This is a genomic window from Thermoanaerobacter wiegelii Rt8.B1 (genome assembly GCF_000147695.2).
GTDB classification, from domain to species: Bacteria; Bacillota; Thermoanaerobacteria; order Thermoanaerobacterales; family Thermoanaerobacteraceae; genus Thermoanaerobacter; species Thermoanaerobacter ethanolicus.
Window position 1 is genome coordinate 1,906,488 of record NC_015958.1, and the last position, 19,217, is coordinate 1,925,704.

At 32.5% G+C, this 19,217-nt stretch carries 17 protein-coding genes; 1 reads left to right on the forward strand and 16 read right to left on the reverse strand.

Features of this window, described 5'->3' with window-relative positions; translation table 11 throughout:
* Positions 1-38: 38 nt before the first annotated feature.
* From THEWI_RS09425 to THEWI_RS09450, 6 genes are all read right to left on the reverse strand, one after another.
* Entirely contained in the window at positions 39-1,364 is a 1,326-nt protein-coding gene (locus THEWI_RS09425) for an ABC transporter substrate-binding protein (protein WP_014063242.1), read from the reverse strand.
* A gap of 445 nt (positions 1,365-1,809) precedes the next feature.
* Entirely contained in the window at positions 1,810-2,715 is a 906-nt protein-coding gene (locus tag THEWI_RS09430; RefSeq protein WP_014063243.1) for a TTE1925 family mutarotase, read from the reverse strand.
* A 13-nt stretch (positions 2,716-2,728) separates the two neighbouring features.
* Complete coding sequence (gene galR / locus THEWI_RS09435; protein ID WP_014063244.1) at positions 2,729-3,919, reverse strand: transcriptional regulator GalR; 1,191 nt, start codon at positions 3,917-3,919, stop codon at positions 2,729-2,731.
* Positions 3,920-3,933: 14 nt separating this feature from the next.
* Positions 3,934-4,923, reverse strand: a complete 990-nt coding sequence (gene galE / locus THEWI_RS09440) for a UDP-glucose 4-epimerase GalE (protein WP_014063245.1) — start codon at positions 4,921-4,923, stop codon at positions 3,934-3,936.
* A gap of 1 nt (position 4,924) precedes the next feature.
* Positions 4,925-6,100 (reverse strand): galactokinase, encoded by a 1,176-nt coding sequence (locus tag THEWI_RS09445; protein WP_014063246.1) that lies wholly within the window; start codon positions 6,098-6,100, stop codon positions 4,925-4,927.
* Positions 6,097-7,674, reverse strand: coding sequence for a UDP-glucose--hexose-1-phosphate uridylyltransferase (locus THEWI_RS09450; RefSeq protein ID WP_014063247.1), 1,578 nt, complete (start codon positions 7,672-7,674; stop codon positions 6,097-6,099). Before THEWI_RS09450 ends, THEWI_RS09445 begins: the two co-directional genes overlap by 4 nt.
* A 311-nt stretch (positions 7,675-7,985) precedes the next feature.
* On the opposite strand from THEWI_RS09450, the gene THEWI_RS09455 reads away from it, so the two are divergent.
* Entirely contained in the window at positions 7,986-8,543 is a 558-nt protein-coding gene (locus tag THEWI_RS09455) for a Uma2 family endonuclease (RefSeq protein WP_014063248.1), read from the forward strand.
* A gap of 233 nt (positions 8,544-8,776) precedes the next feature.
* Here the strand turns inward: THEWI_RS09455 and THEWI_RS09460 are convergent, their stop codons facing one another.
* The 10 genes from THEWI_RS09460 to THEWI_RS09505 form a co-directional block, all read right to left on the reverse strand.
* The gene (locus THEWI_RS09460) at positions 8,777-9,409 is read right to left on the reverse strand and encodes a bifunctional 4-hydroxy-2-oxoglutarate aldolase/2-dehydro-3-deoxy-phosphogluconate aldolase (protein WP_014063249.1); all 633 of its coding nucleotides are present in this window, start codon (positions 9,407-9,409) and stop codon (positions 8,777-8,779) included.
* 21 nt (positions 9,410-9,430) lie between these two features.
* Positions 9,431-10,387: a phosphoglycerate dehydrogenase gene (locus THEWI_RS09465; RefSeq protein WP_014063250.1), complete on the reverse strand. Its 957-nt coding sequence runs from the start codon at positions 10,385-10,387 to the stop codon at positions 9,431-9,433.
* A 160-nt stretch (positions 10,388-10,547) separates the two neighbouring features.
* Positions 10,548-11,510, reverse strand: coding sequence for an Ldh family oxidoreductase (locus tag THEWI_RS09470; protein ID WP_341853104.1), 963 nt, complete (start codon positions 11,508-11,510; stop codon positions 10,548-10,550).
* Positions 11,511-11,628: 118 nt separating this feature from the next.
* Entirely contained in the window at positions 11,629-12,132 is a 504-nt protein-coding gene (locus THEWI_RS09475) for a PTS sugar transporter subunit IIB (RefSeq protein WP_003866639.1), read from the reverse strand.
* Between the two features lie 2 nt (positions 12,133-12,134).
* On the reverse strand, positions 12,135-12,557 hold the full coding sequence (locus THEWI_RS09480; RefSeq protein WP_003866638.1) for a PTS sugar transporter subunit IIA: 423 nt from the start codon (positions 12,555-12,557) through the stop codon (positions 12,135-12,137).
* Positions 12,558-12,872: 315 nt separating this feature from the next.
* A complete protein-coding gene (locus THEWI_RS09485; RefSeq protein WP_003866637.1) occupies positions 12,873-13,757 on the reverse strand; it encodes a PTS system mannose/fructose/sorbose family transporter subunit IID in 885 nt (294 codons plus the stop codon).
* Positions 13,758-13,782: 25 nt separating this feature from the next.
* Positions 13,783-14,562, reverse strand: coding sequence for a PTS mannose/fructose/sorbose/N-acetylgalactosamine transporter subunit IIC (locus THEWI_RS09490; RefSeq protein WP_014063252.1), 780 nt, complete (start codon positions 14,560-14,562; stop codon positions 13,783-13,785).
* A 248-nt stretch (positions 14,563-14,810) separates the two neighbouring features.
* Entirely contained in the window at positions 14,811-15,287 is a 477-nt protein-coding gene (locus THEWI_RS09495; RefSeq protein WP_003866635.1) for a PTS sugar transporter subunit IIB, read from the reverse strand.
* A 32-nt stretch (positions 15,288-15,319) separates the two neighbouring features.
* Positions 15,320-15,727: a PTS sugar transporter subunit IIA gene (locus THEWI_RS09500; protein WP_003866634.1), complete on the reverse strand. Its 408-nt coding sequence runs from the start codon at positions 15,725-15,727 to the stop codon at positions 15,320-15,322.
* 240 nt (positions 15,728-15,967) lie between these two features.
* Positions 15,968-18,610 carry a sigma-54-dependent transcriptional regulator gene (locus THEWI_RS09505; protein ID WP_003869392.1) on the reverse strand — a complete coding sequence of 881 codons (2,643 nt, stop codon included), beginning with the start codon at positions 18,608-18,610 and terminating at the stop codon, positions 15,968-15,970.
* Positions 18,611-19,217 lie beyond the last annotated feature (607 nt).

Here is a 19,217-nt window from a genome sequence, read left to right on the forward strand (position 1 = left end):
TGCTATTCCTCATTCCATTTTTAAATCTAGGTAATTATTTATTGGTTAATCTGATTTTTCAATTGTTCTTCTGCCTTTTTCAAAGCATCATCCACAGATATTTTTCCTGAATATACATCCGGCATTATACCCATGATTGCTGAATCTGCTTCATATGTGTATACACCATAATTTACTGGAGGAATTTTTTTCATATATTCCGATAAATCTGAATATATTTTTTGATTACCGAAAAATGGATCAGGTGCAGAGTAAGCATTTCCTGTCTGAGCAGGCAAATAAGTAGCAAATGCTCCTCGTTCTACAAGTATTTTTTGGTAAAAATCGTTATTTCCCGCATATATTTCTTTAAGAAAATCTATTGCGACATCTTTATTTTTAGAACTATTAATCACATACCAGCTTGAACCTCCAAGATTAGAAGCATTAACTGAGCTACTAATGTTTAAACGTGGCACGGGAGCAAGTCCCCATTTTCCACTTTGGCTTGATTCCGCTTTAATTGAGCCAATAATCCAAACGCCCGTAACAACTGCAGCTGTATCTCCTTTGTTAAACGCAGCAACCCATTCATTCCATCCACTTACCTTTTTTACTATACCCGAATCTAGTAACTTTTTGTAGGTTATTACTGCTTCTTTTAATGCAGGATTATTTGTAAAATTAGGTTTCCCATCTTTGTCAAAATACCATTCTCCAGCAGACTGAAGCATTATTCTCATTAACCCACCATCAGCAGGATCAAAACCAAGCATATATTTCCCTGTTTTCTCTTTCACTTTTTTGCCTATTTCTATAAATTGATCCCATGTTATATTATTTAAATCTTCCGCCTTATATCCTGCTTGCTCTAATATATCTCTTCTGTAGAAAAATCCAGCTACTCCTGAATCAAATGGAACACCGTAAATTTTCCCATTAAGAGTCATGAGTTCAACTTTATATTTTGCAAATTTGCTATAATCAATTTTATCTGTTAAATCCGCAAATGCGCCTGGATATGCTTGCAGGTATTTCTGTGCATTATAATCTTCTATTAATACTATATCCGGCAAACCCTCTTTAACACCAGATGCTAGAACCGTATTTAATTTTTGTTCCAAATCGCCTTTCGCCATTTCTACTACATCGATTTGAACATCGGGATGTTCTTTAGTATAAATTGCTTTCGCATCATTCATTATGGCAATATTAAAATTTGGATCCCAAGCCCATACAGTAATCTTTTTTGTACTAGAAGTTGTGGTATTCGATTGTTGAGCAGAATTTTTAGAAGAAGTTGAACTGCTCGAACTTCCACATCCTGTCAAAAGAATTGTCAGCAGAAATATGCCTGAAATAACATAAGCAACAAACTTTTTCATAAACTTTCCTCCTTTAGATAATTTTATCTTCACACATTAATATAAAGTCGTCTTTAAAAATGTCTCACCCTCTTTCATCTTGGACTAGATTATGATGATAAAATTTATAGATAACGTTGTCAAATGTTACAATAACTTCGAGTTTTTGAGTTAATTGAATACTATGCAGACTTTATTAATTATTTTAATATAATATATTTGGCATATCCTCGAAAATCTTTCCTGATTTATTGACTTATTTAAAACATTTTTATTTGCTTTGTATACTTTACATAAAATTTGTATCATTATATCAACATATTAAACAGTTTCTTGCTTCTATGTGCGCAAGTTTATTTTTTATTTTAACTAACTCCTATATTATATATTCGACATGAACTTAAAAATTCCTTCTTCTAAAACGTAATTTATTAAAAATTTTTATAAACTTTTTGTTGCCCAAATTTTACCTCTCACAATATTTTTTTGCAATTTCATCAAACAAATCCTCATTTACATCTTTCACACTTACATTGTCATAAAGTTCCCATTCTTCAATGTGTTCAACAGTTTCACCTGGTTGCAATTTTGTAAATGGACTCAATGTTTCTATTTCAAGCATCCAATCATTTGTGTATGTTTCAAAAGATACACCAAAATCAGGATATATCAAATTTTGTTGTGGGTAATATCTTTTAAGGAATAAATGTCTTCCTCTGGCATAAGCAGCCCAACCAGCTTCGTTATTAATTCCTAATTTGAAAGGATTTTTATTGTTAGGATTTTGCCTTAATGCAATGTATTTTTCTCCCCAGTACACTCTTTCGTCATTCATCTTAGAATAAGGCCAGAGTACAATTTGCCTATTTGGAAGTAAATCTGTATCTTTGTTTGGCTGAGGTATTATTTCTATTCCTCCTGTGTTTAATACTGTTATTGTCCATGCTGAAAGTTCAATAGGCCATGCACCAAGATTAGTTATTCTGTGTATTAGCTTTACTTTACCTTCATTAGGATTTAATATTATATCAATTTGTTTTTGCGTGTTGACCCATTTCTCTGGCTTTTGAATAAGCCTTATTCCATTTTCAATTTCCTTCCAATCAACTTCATCATTGTCTGGTACATATGTCCTTTTTCTGTCTTCGGGGCTATGCCACAGTCTATGGCCGCCATAATATCTGTATTCGTCACCTCCTTTTAAGCCAATAGTTTTAGGGTCCAAATTAAATTCGTTTACATCATTTTCAAAACCAAATCTAACAATTCTGGGTCCTATATCAGTTGTAGCAACAACATCAATAATTCCATTTGACAATTTAATACTGTTTTCCCATCCCGAAAAATTTATTTTTTCAATTTTTATTGCCATAGTTATCCTCCTTTTACAAAACTTCATCCATAACCATATTGGCGGCACCAATCAATGTAGCATTATCCACTAATTCAGCAAAATCTATTCTGCAGGCAGAATAGGAATTTTCAAAAGCTTTCCTTTTAGCAGTTTCTCTCATTATATCTTCAAAAAACTCACGTCCTTGTACAATTCCACCTCCTATTAAAATAAGTTCAGGGTTAAAAGAATTTATTATGTTTGCAATACCTATCCCTAAATACCTTCCTATGGTATTTAATGCATTAATAGCCAACACATCATTCATTTTTGCAGCCTCGTAAATCATTTCTGGTGTGACGCTCTCAAGCATCCCTTCTGCCATCTGGTATACAATAGAATCATTTCCTTCTTTGATAGATTTAACAACCAAATTTACAAGAGCTCTTTCTGAAGCTAAAGCCTCAAAACAGCCATAATTACCACAACTACACTGAGGACCTGCTACATCAATTGTGGTATGTCCTATTTCTCCTGCACTATCGTTAATACCTGTGTATAATTTCCCATTTATTACTATGGCTGATCCTATACCATATCCAACTTTTAAAAATATCATGTTTTCAACATCTTTAGCTTTTCCCATTTGAAATTCTCCCCATGCCATAGCCCTCACGTCATTCATGACATAGGTAGGTATGCCAAATTTTTCTTCTACCAATGCTTTTAAAGGTACGTTTCTCCAACCTATATTAGGCGCAAATACAGAAATACCTTCTTTTGTTTTAACAGGACCTCTTACAACAATTCCTATTCCTGATACATTGGCTGAAGATTCTTTTATCGCTTTATCAAGAGTAGACATCAATAGTTCCAATACTTCTTCTTCTTTTAAACCTTTTATAGAATGCTTTTGCCCATTTTTTCTGTTAAGTTCAGCATCAAGAGTATATTCATGCAAATTATTGGTACTTATGTGAACAATAATAATTGTCATAAATTCCGGATTTATTTTGATAAGCACAGGAGGCCTGCCACCGTTTGATTCTCCAACTTTATATTCAACAACTACTCTTTCTTCAATAAGTTTGTTTACAATGTTAGTTACAGTTGGAGGAGTTAAATTTGTCTCTTTTGCAATGTCTGCTCTGGATATTGGCCCCATTTTTCTTATAATATTTAAAATAAGCGATTCATTCATTCCTTTTAATAATTTATAGCTAACAGGTATCAAGTTTTCCATCTACATCCCTTCTTTCATTTTCTTCCAAATCCTTGTGGATGATTTTTGTGCCATTCCCACGCACTTTCAATTATTTCTTCTAAAGAAGTGTATTTAGGAGTCCATCCCAATTCCTTTGTAATTTTTTCTGAGGAAGCTACAAGTACTGCGGGGTCTCCAGGGCGGCGCCCTGTGACCTCTGCAGGAATAGGATGTCCTGTCACTTTTCTTGCAACTTCAATAACTTCTTTTACACTAAATCCTTCTCCATTTCCCAGGTTATAAATTGCACTTTCATTATCTTTTCTCAATTTATCCAGTGCACGTATGTGAGCATCAGCAAGGTCCATCACATGGATATAATCTCTTATACAGGTTCCATCCTTTGTAGGATAATCATCACCGTAAATCATAATTTTTTCTCTTTTCCCTAATGCAACTTGAAGTATAATCGGTATGAGATGGGTCTCTGTGGAATGGTCCTCTCCAATTTCACCTGTTTCAATAGCACCTGCAACGTTGAAGTACCTCAGTGCAACATATTTAATTCCATAAGCTACATCTGCCCATTTAAGCATTTTTTCAACTGCCAATTTAGTTTCACCGTAAGGACTAGTAGGATTGGTTTTATCTTCTTCTTTTATAGGAATCCTTTCTGGTTCTCCGTATACTGCAGCAGTAGAGGAAAATACAATTTTTCCAACATTGTGTTTTTTCATTGCTTTTAAAAGGCTAAGAGTACCACAGACATTATTTTCATAATACTTAAAAGGCTCAGAAACACTTTCTCCCACAAGAGAAAATGCCGCAAAGTCAATTACTGCTTCAATTTCATTTTCTGTAAATACTTTGTCTAAAAAAACTTCATCTTTTAAATCCCCTATATACAACTTCCCACCTAAAACAGACTCTTTATGGCCTGTTATGAGATTGTCTATAATTACAACTTCTTCTTTCCTTCTAAGAAGTGCTACCACTGTGTGACTTCCAATGTATCCTGCTCCACCACATACAAGAATTGCCATTCTACCACTCCTTTGTTAAATCAATTTCTCTTGCCCCTTCGCCTATACCAGTTATATAAACTGTAGGCTCATACCCAATTTTTTGTTTGTAATTTTTAGAAACCACTTCTACAAACTCTGGTACTGCCTCCTCTTTGACAATGCTTACAGTACATCCTCCAAAACCTGCTCCTGTCATACGGGAACCTATTACTCCCTTTAATTTTAACGCTTCTTCTACTAATGTGTCCAGTTCTTTCCCTGTAACTTCGTAATCATCTCTTAGAGAATTGTGAGATTCAACCATTAATTTTCCAAATTTGATTAAGTCTTTATCATTAAGTGCCTTAACAGCCTCCAACACCCTCTGGTTTTCTGTTATAACATGTCTTGCCCTTTTTATAAGCACTTCCTCCGGTATTAAATGTTTGTATTCTTCAAACTGTTCAATTGAAATCTCTGAAAGATTGTGTATTGGCAAAGCCTTTTGAAGGTAGAAAAGTGCTTTTTCACATTCACTTCTTCTTTCATTGTATTTTGAATCCAATAGTCCTCTTCTTTTATTTGTATTTGTTATCAAAATTTTATAATCCTCTAATTTCAAAGGCACGTAAGAATACTCTAATGTATCGCTTTTTAAAAGGATAGCATGATCTTTTTTTCCCATTCCAACAGCAAATTGATCCATTATGCCGCAGTTTACTCCCACAAAAGTATTTTCAGCTCTTTGACACATTTTAACTAATTCTATCCGGTCAATATTCAAGTTGAAAACTTCATTTATCGCCACAGCAGTGACAACCTCAATTGATGCAGAAGAAGAAAGCCCAGCGCCGTTTGGAATATCGCCTTCAAATACAATTTCAAATCCTGAAAAGGTATATCCCTCATCCTGCAATACTTGCAAAACTCCTTTAGGGTAATTTGCCCAATCGTGACTTTTATCGTAAATTATATTGTCAATATCTAACTCCACCTTTAAATCAAAATTTAAAGAAGCCATAAAGACTTTTTTGTCATTTCTCTTTCTAATCGCAGCATATGTTCCAAAGTCAAGAGCACAGGGAAAAACATAGCCTCCATTGTAATCTGTATGCTCTCCAATGAGATTCACTCGCCCCGGAGCATAGAAAACCCGTATTTCAGCATCATTTTTACCATAGAATTTTTCAAGTGCTTCAATTACAGCAGTTTTCATTCCAAATCTCCTTTCATATCTATTTTTTCAAAGCCTACTTCTTTCATAAATCTTTCAAAGGCTTCTTTTCCTTTTTTATCTCTTTTAAACACTCCTGCATCAAAGAGAACTTGCAAAAATTTGTTCCCAACTTCTTGCTTTATATAGCTTTCTGCCTCCTCTTTGGTGCATTTATTGCCATATTTTAAAAGCAATTCTTCCACCCATGGAATGTGTTTATATAAAGGATGATCCTTATCATACAAAGTTGGATCAAATTTTTGTTCGCCTGTTAAAAATTTCATTATCTCATCCAGCTCAAATTTTAACCTGCCTGGCAAAACTGCTAACCCCATGACTTCTATAAGTCCGATATTTTCCTTTTTTATGTGATGAAGTTCTTCATGAGGGTGAAAAATTCCATAGGGATATTTATCTGTTGTCCTGTTATTTCGTAGAACAAGGTCTATTTCAAATTCACCATCTTTATTAATCCTCGCAATTGGTGTAATCGTATTGTGAGGGATGAGTTCCCCATTCTTTTTAGTATATGCCAATATGTCACATGATTCATCACTGTAGTCCTTCCAGGTATTCAATATATGTGAAGAAAGCTCTATTAGTTTATCCCTGTCTTTACTTGAAAGGCGAATGGCAGACATAGGCCATTTGACTATTCCTGCTTTAATGTTAGGATATTGAGGATGTATAAAGTATTCTTCTATAGAAGCCTCTTCCATTGGAAAAATGTGCCTTCCCCCTTGAAAATGTTCATGGGATAAAATTGAGCCTCCCACAATTGGCAAATCCGCATTGGAGCCCATAAAATAATGGGGAAATTGCTCAATAAAATCAAAAAGCCTCACAAAAGTTTTTTCTGATATTTTCATTGGAATGTGCTCTTCATGAAGTAAAATGCAGTGCTCATTGTAATATACATAAGGTGAATACTGGAAATACCATTGCTCTCCCGCAACTTTTACTGGGATTATTCTTAAGTTTTGCCTTGCTGGATGATTTAAATTTCCCGCAAAACCTACATTTTCAATGCATAAAAGGCACTTTGGATATCCTGACTGAGGAATTTTCTTTGCCGCCTCAATTTCTTTTGGATCTTTTTCTGGCTTAGAAAGATTTATAGTGATTTCTAAAGAACCGTATTCTGTGGGAGTACGCCAATATAAATTTTGCGAAGTTCTATCCATCCTGATGTAATTGGAGGCTTGAGATAATTTGTAAAAATACTCTGTGGCTTTTTCAATCCCCTTTTCAGAGGCAATGGTATTAAACTTTTTTACAACTTCTGATTCTCTTGGCATTAAAAGCCCCATAATTCTTGCATCCATTAAATCTCTATAGGTAACAGTATCCTCAATAAGGCCTATCTCCACCGCATAGTCCAATAATTTGTTTAAAATAGGAGAAGGGCTTTCTAATTCCTCCTCAGAAACCTCACCTTCATAAGGTTTTTCTATTTTAAATAAATCCATAAGTGCATTGCGGCTTGGAATCACATCTAATTCCTCTATCAAGCCTTTTTTAAGTGCAAACTTTATAAGCCGCTCGATGTGTAATGCTACCTCTCTGGAATCCATAATATATCCTCCAGTGACTTTATTATATTTTTTAATTAAGTCTGTAATAAAAAAGAAATCTACAGTATACAATGACTTTGTTAAAACAGCAGATTTATTAAAACATGACATTCACATGCAATGAAAAACATTTAAAAGAGTTTGTTTATTATTTTAATTAACCTCTTTTTATTTTATATTCGACACATATTTAAAAATTCCTTCTAGTTTATAAAAAGTTTTTTAGATATTTTTATAAAGGTAATGAATAATTGTTAATATTGAAAAATGTGCTAAAATATATTTAGAACGTAGTAAATGGGGATGATATAATGGAAAATATAATACCTAAAAACAAAAAAATTACTTATGAAGAATTCGAAGAAATAGACTCTAAAACTGATGAAATGCTCGAATTCATAAACGGCGAAATATATTTGTTATCCGCCCCTTCAGTGGCACACCAAAGAATTTTAACGAACTTATCGACAGAATTTGGAATATATTTTATAGATAAAAAGTGCAAACATTTTGTTGCCCCTTTAGATGTTATACTACAAAATGACCAAGAAAAGCACAAAGTACAGCCAGATATAACTGTTATTTGTGATGAAAAAGGACTCACTGAAAATAACTATACTGGAGTACCTGAACTTGTGGTGGAGATACTATCTCCTTCCACAGCATCAAAAGATTATATCATAAAAATGGATTTATATATGAGGTTTAGAATAAAAGAATACTGGATAGTATCACCAAAAAACCAAGAAATTCAGATATTTAGTTTGCAAGACGGCGTATACGGTGAACCAATTAATTTTTCAAAAGATGAGGTATTAAAATCGGTGATATTCGATGACTTAAAAATTGATTTGAAAAATATATTTTAAAAGTGCAGAGGAAATCTCTGCACTTCAGTTTTAAGACAAACTCCATTTTTAACTCATACAAAAAGTGGGGTCTTCGTTGTTTTTGAATAAATTTGATAAATATTGGATAAAATCTTGCAAATGCTCTTTCTATCGTTTCTTTCCCCTCTCCATTTTAAATCCCCCATTTATTAAATTAAATATGGTAAGTAAAATTAAGCATTGTATACCTAATTTTACTTACCAACGTAAATTTAAACTTGATTTACTAAATTTACAAATTCCCTGGCTCTTTCGGTTATTTTGTCAAACATGCCTTTTGCTATAAGATCTTTATCTACTAATGCTCCACCTAATGATACACCTGTTGCACCTGCTAAAATAAAATCTTTAATATTATTTTTATTAATTCCTCCCGTTACAAAAATAGGTATATGTTTAAGTGGTCCTAAAATTTCTTTTAAATATTGAGGTCCAAATACACCCGCAGGGAAAACTTTAATGAAATCTGCTCCTGCCTCATAACCTGTTAAAATTTCTGTGGGTGTTGTAGCACCGGGAATTACAGGTATACCATACCTATTGCACAATTTTATTACATCAAGTCTCATAACTGGTGTGAATATAAACTTCGCACCAGCTATAATAGCAGCCCTCGCTGTTTCTCCATCTAATACTGTTCCAGCTCCAACAAAATATTTATTTTCTTTATTTAATTCTTTAATTACATCTAAAGCACCAGGAGTTTCAACAGTTATTTCTAATGCTTCAATACCACCTTTTTTTAAGGCATCAGCTAAAGAAAACATTGTGTTTATATCGCTATTTCTAATTACAGCTGTTATTTTAAGTTGTTTAAGTTTTTCAATTATTTCCTGCTTTTTCATTTCGCATCCTCCTCTTAATTTTTATTTCTTATAAAGATATTTAGGTTCCATACCTTCTAACACACTGATAAGCCCTTCTACCGCCATAATTCCCATCCTGTCTGTAGCTTCTTTAGTAGACGCTCCACAATGAGGTGATAAAATTACATTATCTAATTCAAACAATTTGCTATTTAGTGGTGGCTCTTCTTCAAAAGCATCTAATGCTGCCCCTGCTATTTTTTTGTTTTTTAAAGCGTTATATAATGCATTCTCGTTTATAATTCCACCCCGAGAAGTATTAATTATATATGCCGTATTTTTCATAATATTAAATTCTTCTTCATCTATAAAGTGATATGTTTCATCACTTAACGGTATATGCAATGTTATAAAATCTGATTCTTCCAATAGCGTTTTTTTGTCAACATATTTCATGCCTATTTTATCTGCAAAATCATAATCAGGGTATTTATCATAAGCTAATATTTTCATGTCAAAACCTGCGGCTCTTTTGGCAACGCCCTTGCCAATACTCCCTGTACCAACGATTCCTAAAGTTTTACCATACACCTCATAACCAACTATCTTTTCCCATTTATTGCTCCTCACTATATTATCCAACTTAATAACATTTCTGCTTAAGCACAGCATCAGAGAAAAGGCTAAATCTGCTACAGATTCTTTGTTCGCACCAGGAGTAAAAGTGATTTTTATTCCTAACTTCTCAGCTTCTTCAATATCTATATTATCCATCCCAACTCCATACTTTGTTATAACTTTTAGCTTTTTTGCGTTTTTTAATACATTACTTGTAATTTTGTCTAAACCTACAATAATACCATCTATATCTTTTATAATATTAATCAATTCAGATTCTTCATATGGTTTCCCTGATTCATTTCTTATAATTTCATAATCGTATTTTTTTAGCATTTCAAATGGAACATTACTTGTCTTGCCAAAAGATCTTGGTGTTATTAATATCTTTTTTCTCATCTCGAACCACCCATGTTATAGTTTTTTTATAATACCAAGACACATAATTTACGTTAAAAATATAACATATTTTGTTTTACTTTAATTGTAATTCCTATAGGATTGCCCTTTGTTAACCCACCACGATTTAGTCAACTTTACATTTGCTACTCACTTTACCTTACACTTCAAAATTTATATTATACTCTTTTGCCAACTCTATTACTTCTTCATACGTTTTGTCGTTTATCGGAATTCCGTTTTTCAAACGCTCTTCCATCTTTCTTAGTTCTGGTTCACCTGGAAACATAATTTCAATATTATCATCTGACCTTGGAACAGATTTCATTTTTTCAATATAACAATTAATTTTCTCATTATATTCTTTTATTGGCATTAGATCAGTAATATTAATTGCTATAAATACTATTCCTACATCCTGACCACGATCTAATGTGTTATGAAGTGATCCTACCTCCGGTCCCCATGACGAACCTGTTAGTAAACCGGATATAATATCAATCAACATTGCTAGTCCAAATCCTTTATATCCCCCTAACGGATATAGTGTTCCTTTTAAAGCTTCTTGAGGGTCAGTTGTAGGCTTCCCATTTGCATCAAAAGCCCAATTATCTGGTATTTTGTCACCTTTAGACAATGCAACATAAATTTTTCCTTTTGCTACAGTAGAAGTTGCCATATCTAAATTTATTACTTGGCCGTTATACGGAATTGTAATACATAAAGGATTTGTCCCAACAAATTTGACTTTCCCACCCCATGGTGCCATTGATGCAGGAGCATTTGTCATACCTATAAAGATGCAGTCATTATTTGCTATCATATTTCCATAATACCCTAATGAACCACAATGGTTTGTATTCCCTATAAATGCTGCTGCAATCCCACTTTTCTTTGCTTTATTTACTAAAGGTTCCACCGCTTTATATGCAGCCACCTGTCCCATGTTATTTTTACCATCTATCAATAATAATGGTATATCTTTATCTAAATTCAAGATATCTATATCACCTGATAAATTATACAAGCCTAATTTTGCTCTTTTTACATAAATAGGTAAGTTAGATATTCCATGAGATTCTATTCCTCTTAAATCTGAATATATAAGGTTCTCCGCTATTATTTTGGCATCTGACTCTTTAAAACCCGTTTTTTAAAAATTTCTACTTCTAATTCTATTAATTTTTTTGCATCTATAATCTTTGGCATTAACATCACCCTTTCTATCACTGTATCTAAACTTACATATTTATTCCAAATAGCTTTAGAGCAGCGTCTAAGTTAACTCTTTTGCTTTCTGGAAGTGTTTGAAAAAATACCTCGACATCAAAATTATTTGCCAATTCCCACAGCATCTCCGCTTCTTCCTTTTTTAAACTAACACTCGGAATCACAAATTTTTTCTCTGGACTTTTAGCAAGTCCTCCTACATTCAACTTTTTTATAGGCAAGCCTTTAGTAATAGATTCTTTCACTGTAGCAATATCTTTGTAAAGCAAAATAACTCTGTAATTCCCAAACTTATCATTATTCCATAACGAGATTGCTTCGTCCACGCCAAGTATTTTTACCGCTAAATTAGATGTCGCAGCTGACATTAAATAAATACTTTTCATATATTCATCCTTCGCAAGATTATTGTCAATTACAAAAACAGCATTACAACCAAATCCTTTTGACCATTTAGTCATAACCTGGCCATGAATTAATCTATCATCCACTCTAGCAAAAAGTATTTCTCCCATTTCTAGTTATTTTCCTCCTTTTTACTAATTTTGTATCCTAATTTTTTAATTCCATCAACACTTGATTTATAGCTTATTTCAATCAAATCTTCTGTATCATAATTATCCCTAGATGATAACATTTCTATCAACATTGGCAAATTAACCCCTGTCAAAATTTTTACATCATATTGCTTTGAAACAGATAAAGCACTATTTGATGGGCTTCCACCAAACAGATCTACAAGAATAATTGTTTCTTTATTCGCTTTTTGGTTGTCTTTAACAATTTTTTCGACGTCCATCCGTAATGATTCAACATCATCCCCTAAATTAAGTCCAAGTGCAACTACATCTTTTTGGTCTCCCATAATCAATTCAGCGCTCTTTAATAACTCTTTACCAAAATTTCCGTGCGTAATAATCAAAATAGCCTTCTCTTTCATTGTTCCCCCTCTTTCTATTTTTAATGGCGTTAAATGTTAAAATGTTTCATTCATACATAGCATATTCACTCTTTAATTAAATAGCTTGTCTTTCATTCAAGTTTTTTAGTATATATGTTTATCCCTAAACAAGGTAAGAGGGAGAAACAAAACATCCCTCCTCCCTTATAATTTCAGAGAATTACAAGTTTATCAATTTGCGATTTTATCATAGTCAACTTTTAAAATTTTATCTTTCATTATTCTACTAATGTATTACAAAATATATCAATTAAGTCTATATTTTTAACTCTTAAAAACCATTAATATTTAATATTAGAGTATACCTATAAACCCTAACACAGCAAAGATAACTATTAACCACATAAGCACTTGTATAATTTTCAATCCTTTTCTAGAGAAATATAAATAAACTGACATTACCACAAGTAAAGGTAGCATACCAGGTAATATTTTATCCAGTATCTGTTGAAGCACAAATTCTTTCCCTGAAATAGTCCACTTAAGTGGAGTACTTACATTCACATATGAAGCTGCTAAAACGCCCATCATAAAGGTACCCAAAACCGATAATCCATCTATGATGCTTCTTATGCGTTTACCACTAACTATCTCCGCTACTGCAGCTCGTCCCAAACTATACCCTGCCCTAACAAAGTAAAATCCGTAAAGATATGTTATTGTAACGAATGCAACCCACGGAATCAAAGCACCCAAAGGATTGCCTGCTTGTGCCCAAGGAAGAGCAAGAGCTATTAAAATATATTGAACAGTCCCAGAATCTATCGCATCTCCTATACCCGCAAGCGGCCCCATCAAACCAACTTTTGTATTATTAATAACTTCAGGAGTGACGGCTTCTTCTTTTCTTCCTTCAGCTATTGCTTTAGCTCTCTCTTCTTCTAAAGAAATCGTAATTCCAAGTATAGTACCTCCTCCCCAGATACATTGGGTATTAAAAAATAGGAGGTGTCTTTTATATGCTTCTTTTAAGTCTTCTGCCTTTTTATATAATTTCTTTAAAATAGGCATCATAGCCCACAAAAATGAAGGAGCTATCATTGTTTCATAATTATGAGGAATCTCATTTACATACCACCATCGAAACCAAGCCCGGTGTAAATCTTTCTTAGTAATCTTCTCTGGAAAACCATTAGCCTGGTCAGTACTTAAATCTTTACTCTTTTCGTTTGTCCCCATTTCTCATCTACCTCCTTAATCATTTTTATTCTTCGACTTGTTGCGGGCTAGCTAACATAACATACAAATAAGCTATTATTCCCCCTAAGACTGCATATGTTACAGTATTTACATTAAGAGGTTTCAAAATTACTGTCATAAAATAAGCCAGAAGGAAAAATACAACGAATTTTCTTTTCCCTATAACAGTTAATGTCAAAGCAATTCCTAACGCAGGCAACCCTCCTCCTATAACCGACAACATATGAAAAACTTTGCCAGCAGAAACTGTTTTCACTAATGCAGCTATTAAAGGTGTCCCTTTATAAAGTGCAATGAAAATTGTTGGAAAAAAGATAACTAAACTCACAATGATGGGGAGAACGACAATAGAGAAAGTTATACCTCTCTCATTTAGCTGATCTGCAAATTTATTAGCTAAACGAACGACAAAGGTATTAACAAAAAACCTAAAAGTATAAAGATAACTACCTAAAAGCCCTATAGGAACAGCTACAGCAATTGCTGCTTCTGGACTTAGCTTTGCCAAAATCGCGACCGGTACTGCTATAGCAGTTGCCACAGCCGGTTCGCTTGGCATTGTACCACCTGGAGCAATTAAACCCATGTAAATTAGTTGAATAGCAGCAGTAACAGTCATAGCAGTAGGAATATTATGCAGAACTATGCCAACTATCAAACCTGTCATCATAGGAGTAAAGCGAAGCATTAACGTAGAGTATCCAAGAGCACGTGCTTCTACTATTGCTACCCATAGAGCTATTAAAGCTGCCTGTCCAGCACTAAGAGTAATTTGTTGATCCATCTTTACATCCTCCTTCATTTTAATTATTTTTTAGGCTTTTGCAGTTCCTATTGTGAACAAAAACCCCCGCCACCTCCTTCAGTTTTAAATTATTTTTAAACTTTTGCAAATCCCCAAAATCCTTAAATTAAGTGGTTCAGTTATATACTTTCAAAGGAATTCCCCCTCTTTTGTTAAATATTATATAAACACAACTTACAAAAAGAGGGAATACCTTATTCTGCTTTTAATCACTAATATTGCAAATATCATAGATATTTGTCTATCTTAAGCTTAGGGTCATCAGGCAAAGTCTGTAAATAAACAGGTATACCTTTTGTTAAGATATTTTTTAATATTTCTTTTTCTTCAAGTGAGACAAAAATATTTTTAACTAATATTTTCTTTCCTGGTCCTGCACTCATACCACCTATATTTATTTCTTTTAATTTAACTCCTCCTTCTATCAGAGAATACATTGTAGAAGGGCTCTTCACTAATAATATTACTTTCTCCTTATCAACAAACTTCTCTTTTAAGACATGAATCGCCCCTTTAATGCTATAAATCTCTACTTTTATACCTGGAGGAGCTGCCATTTTTATTACTTTGCTAAGAAACACATCATTGGAAACTTCATCATCAACAATAATAATTTTTTGAGCTTGGGTATGCAGTACCCAAGAAGCCATGATTTGCCCATGGATTAATCTATCATCAATTCTTGCCAAAACAATATCTACCATAACATCAGCTTCCTTCACAAACTATTTTGTGGTTAGAAATACAACTTTCGCAAATCTTTTATTCCGCAGACTCCTCTCTCAATACAATGTTCTTTTAAACTACTTAAATTATAAATTTTTCGCATTGTCAATGCTTCTATAATCATAGGCATATTAACACCCGTTATATATTCGACTTTTACATTTTCCCCTAGATCTTTACTACTAATAATAGTAGCATTTGCTGGACTCCCACCATAAAAATCTATAAATATTAAAACCCCATCACCTTCATCGAGTATTTCAATTGTTTTTAATATATTGTCTTTTAATTCCTCAATATTATCACCTGGAAAAAGTCCTAAAGCCATTGTTCGTTCTTGCTTTCCCACAATAAGTTCTGCGCTTTTTAAAAGTTCCTTGCCCAAATTTCCATGTGTAACTACTAAAATTCCTATCATGAAATTACCCCTTTATTATGATAATTGTTGGTTCTTTAAAATCTCTATTAATTTTTTTAGCAAATTTCATGCCAAGTATTTTGTCATATGAATGCTAATTAAAAATTCCTCAAGAAAGTCTTTGCTTAGTATATACAATAGAAAAAAAATTAGTGCTATTATTTTAAAGCATTAGCACTAATGTATGTTAAAAAACTTTATTTGTGTAGCTGTCTTTAAATATTTATCTCAATATGTGTGTCAGTTCTTAGTCAAAAGCGTGCCATAATATGTGCTGATCATTTCTACTATATACGCAATTTCTGTGTCAGGAATTAAAATTCCAAAAACTTCTTCTACTATTTCAAAATGTTTTTTTATAAGTTCAAACATAACACTTTGATTATTTTTAATAAAATTCAAATTATTATAAGGCAAACTATCACCTTTTATAATTCTTTCTACCATACATGAACAATGAAATAAGAACTTTATCAATATTTCTTCGTCCACATCAGAACCAATATCCGATAATATATTTTTTAATACATTCTCTAGAATGTTATATGCCTTATTGGGATTTAAGAAAGTTAACGTTTTATCAAGTATATTAATCAAGTTTTTCTTTAAAAAAGGTATATTATTTTCAAAATCTATTTGCGTATATTCTATTACTTTATTATTACAACTACTATATATGGCAGAACCCAAACTTATAACTTCTTGCACCAGTTCGTCAAGAGTCATATCAGGCATTAAAGCTTTTCTCGTAGCTTCAATAACAATGGGCGTGCTTACCATTTCTATCGTTTTTGTTATAATCCCCGTTCTTTCTGAAATTATATCAGAAAAAGTTGTAAGTGATCCCATATCTACCAATATAAGTACGCCTTTCCCTCTATCTATTTGCCTAACAATGTTAATAGCTTTATTTAAGGTAACTTCAACTTTTTCATTAAGAGGCATGTCCAAAGCCTTTGCATGATCTACCCCAAGAAGGGCATTTGCCACACTCGCCATTGTGCTTGCCGCATAATCTCCATGCATTATGACTAATACACCAATGCTTTCATCTCTTCTACCTATTCTTAACGCATGCAAAAACATAGCTATAAACGCTATTTCATCTTCTGGTATTTTTATATATAGCTTCTCTTCTAATTTCGCCTTTATTTCTTCTGCAGCAGTATATTCAAATTGGTAATCTTTTGCTATATTTTCTCTATCCGGATGAGATATTACTGTACCCATTTTTAATCTTTCTAAAAGTGTTGCAATATGAAGTGCAATAGTATAGGTTACTCGTTGATCAATAAGCCCTTTAAATTTATCTTTTACACTATTTAAAGCAAATTCAACAGCTTCTAGTATATTGGGACTTACAAATTTTAATACTACATCTCGATTAATAATGTTAAGTTCTGACTCACTGGGAAATAAATACTTATCAAAATATTCTTTAATCTGGTTTTCTATTTTTTTTCTAATTTCCCCAGAAGATAATCCCTCTTCATTATATTTTTTCCAATTATTTATTATTATCTCATAAAAATTATCTTCTGTTTTATAATCACCTATAAAAAGTTTATCATTAAATTCATTCATAAGTTCCGTATTATATCCATCAAATACTATATCTTTATCTTTATAATTATTAATTTCTGCTATTATTCTTTCGTTTCTTTTATTATCTCTTATTTTAAATAACCCTTCTTGAATATGACGCGAAAGTATTGAAAGTTTCACCTCAACTACTGTATTTGGAGACATCATATATTCAAGAAAGGCTCTTGCACATATAAGCCGAATATCATTCTTTAATTGACCTATATTCCCTGGACAATCGTATAATAGTAAGGCTTTTATAACTTCTTTGGATACTTTTATAGGCACTTTAATACGACGAGATTCCTCCCAAAAAAATTGATATATAAACATCAGTCGTTCTTTCAATGTTCGCATTTCCAAACTTGGAAGTTGAATTATAACAGGAACCCTTCTTAAAAAAGTATGCAATAAGACTGATTGCGGTTCTTCGGTTGTAGCTGCAATTATCCTTACCTTTGCTTTTCTTGTATTTTCTGACTCACCCATTCTTCTGTACATTCCTTTATCCATTAATGTGAAAAGCATTTCTTGACCTTCTGGAGGTAAACGATGTACTTCATCTAAAAATAAAATTCCTCCATCAGCTTCATCAACAAGACCTCTTTTTTCTTTATCTGCACCAGTAAAAGCTCCTTTTACATATCCAAACAGCTGAGACAATAATAATTGAGGGTTTTCAGCATAATCCGCACAATTGAAAACAACAAATGGAGACTTCTCATGTAATATCCCTATCTGAACTGCATACTTGTACATTGCTTCCGCAAAGGTAGTTTTACCAACACCTGTTGGTCCAACAATTAATGTATGGAGTCCATCTGGAGGATATAATATTGCAGCTTTAGCTTTTGTTATTTGGTCTTTTAAACTATCTTGAGCTCCTATAAGGTTGTCAAAACTATTTTCTAAAAACTCAAAATTGAGATTAACCTTATTTGTGGTTATATTATTTTTTGCGGTCTCTTTTTTTATACTTTTTAATACCCCCTTTTCTTTAAGCATCAAAGTAAATTCTTCTTGACTTTCTATAACTGGATTAGCAAAGCTTATATTCCACTTTTCTTGTAAGTACATTCTATCTAAGTATAAAACAGGTTTACCTTTAATTTTTAGAACTTTCCCTTCTTTTAATAAATTATTAAGTTCTCTGCTTGTATTAGCCCGATCGATTCCAATTAATTCGCCTATGTAACCAGCTTCAAATCCTAATTTGCTATTGTCAACACTTAGTGGTAATGAAGCAGTAAGTTCTCTTAATTTTCTGTAAATCTTATCTTTCCTTTTTAAAATTGACATGCTATTCGGCCCCCATTTCATCAGCCAGTTTCTAAGTTGTTGTGAAACTCTATTTCTCAAATTAATTTAGCTCAAAGCCTATAGAATTTCTCAAATTAAACAATTAACTATAGATGAGAAGATTTGATAACATAAATTTCCATAATAAATTTATATGCAATAAATTTATAAAAAAGTAGAGACAAATGCCCGTTTCCATTGTATAAATATTGCTATACATTGTTAGACACTACCATAACAATATTTATGTCGGGAGTGGAGCAAATGTCTCATAATAAAAGAATAGCAGAAAATTCATCAATAATCCAGTACCTTTTTAAATTAACTTCAAGAGGCAAGGTTTTCCCTGTATATTTTTTACTTGACAAATACAGAAGGCGGAATAATTTCAGACAAATTGTTTAGCTTTATTTTTCATAGGTTTTCCTACGTTTTGTGGATTTTGTATTTCTATATACAAAATTCGACAAAATCAGGGGAATTTCTTTGAAAATATATAGCAGAACCCCTTAATTTATGAGGATTTTGGGGTTCTGCCAAAACCTAAGTAAACTACTTTTAAGTATGAAAACCCTACATGTATAAGCTTCAACAAATTTTAAACGTT

Bases quoted from the DNA above. Each gene is read 5' to 3' on its own strand.
- THEWI_RS09465 (WP_014063250.1), bottom strand. From the start codon at position 10,387: ATGAGAAAAAAGATATTAATAACACCAAGATCTTTTGGCAAGACAAGT.
- THEWI_RS09425 (WP_014063242.1), bottom strand. From the start codon at position 1,364: ATGAAAAAGTTTGTTGCTTATGTTATTTCAGGCATATTTCTGCTGACA.
- THEWI_RS09485 (WP_003866637.1), bottom strand. From the start codon at position 13,757: ATGGGGACAAACGAAAAGAGTAAAGATTTAAGTACTGACCAGGCTAAT.
- THEWI_RS09480 (WP_003866638.1), bottom strand. From the start codon at position 12,557: ATGAAAGAGAAGGCTATTTTGATTATTACGCACGGAAATTTTGGTAAA.
- THEWI_RS09455 (WP_014063248.1), top strand. From the start codon at position 7,986: ATGGAAAATATAATACCTAAAAACAAAAAAATTACTTATGAAGAATTC.
- galR (WP_014063244.1), bottom strand. From the start codon at position 3,919: ATGGAAAACTTGATACCTGTTAGCTATAAATTATTAAAAGGAATGAAT.
- THEWI_RS09430 (WP_014063243.1), bottom strand. From the start codon at position 2,715: ATGGCAATAAAAATTGAAAAAATAAATTTTTCGGGATGGGAAAACAGT.
- THEWI_RS09450 (WP_014063247.1), bottom strand. From the start codon at position 7,674: ATGGATTCCAGAGAGGTAGCATTACACATCGAGCGGCTTATAAAGTTT.
- THEWI_RS09500 (WP_003866634.1), bottom strand. From the start codon at position 15,727: ATGATAGGAATTTTAGTAGTTACACATGGAAATTTGGGCAAGGAACTT.
- THEWI_RS09495 (WP_003866635.1), bottom strand. From the start codon at position 15,287: ATGGTAGATATTGTTTTGGCAAGAATTGATGATAGATTAATCCATGGG.
- THEWI_RS09505 (WP_003869392.1), bottom strand. From the start codon at position 18,610: ATGTCAATTTTAAAAAGGAAAGATAAGATTTACAGAAAATTAAGAGAA.
- THEWI_RS09475 (WP_003866639.1), bottom strand. From the start codon at position 12,132: ATGGGAGAAATACTTTTTGCTAGAGTGGATGATAGATTAATTCATGGC.
- galE (WP_014063245.1), bottom strand. From the start codon at position 4,923: ATGGCAATTCTTGTATGTGGTGGAGCAGGATACATTGGAAGTCACACA.
- THEWI_RS09490 (WP_014063252.1), bottom strand. From the start codon at position 14,562: ATGGATCAACAAATTACTCTTAGTGCTGGACAGGCAGCTTTAATAGCT.
- THEWI_RS09460 (WP_014063249.1), bottom strand. From the start codon at position 9,409: ATGAAAAAGCAGGAAATAATTGAAAAACTTAAACAACTTAAAATAACA.
- THEWI_RS09445 (WP_014063246.1), bottom strand. From the start codon at position 6,100: ATGAAAACTGCTGTAATTGAAGCACTTGAAAAATTCTATGGTAAAAAT.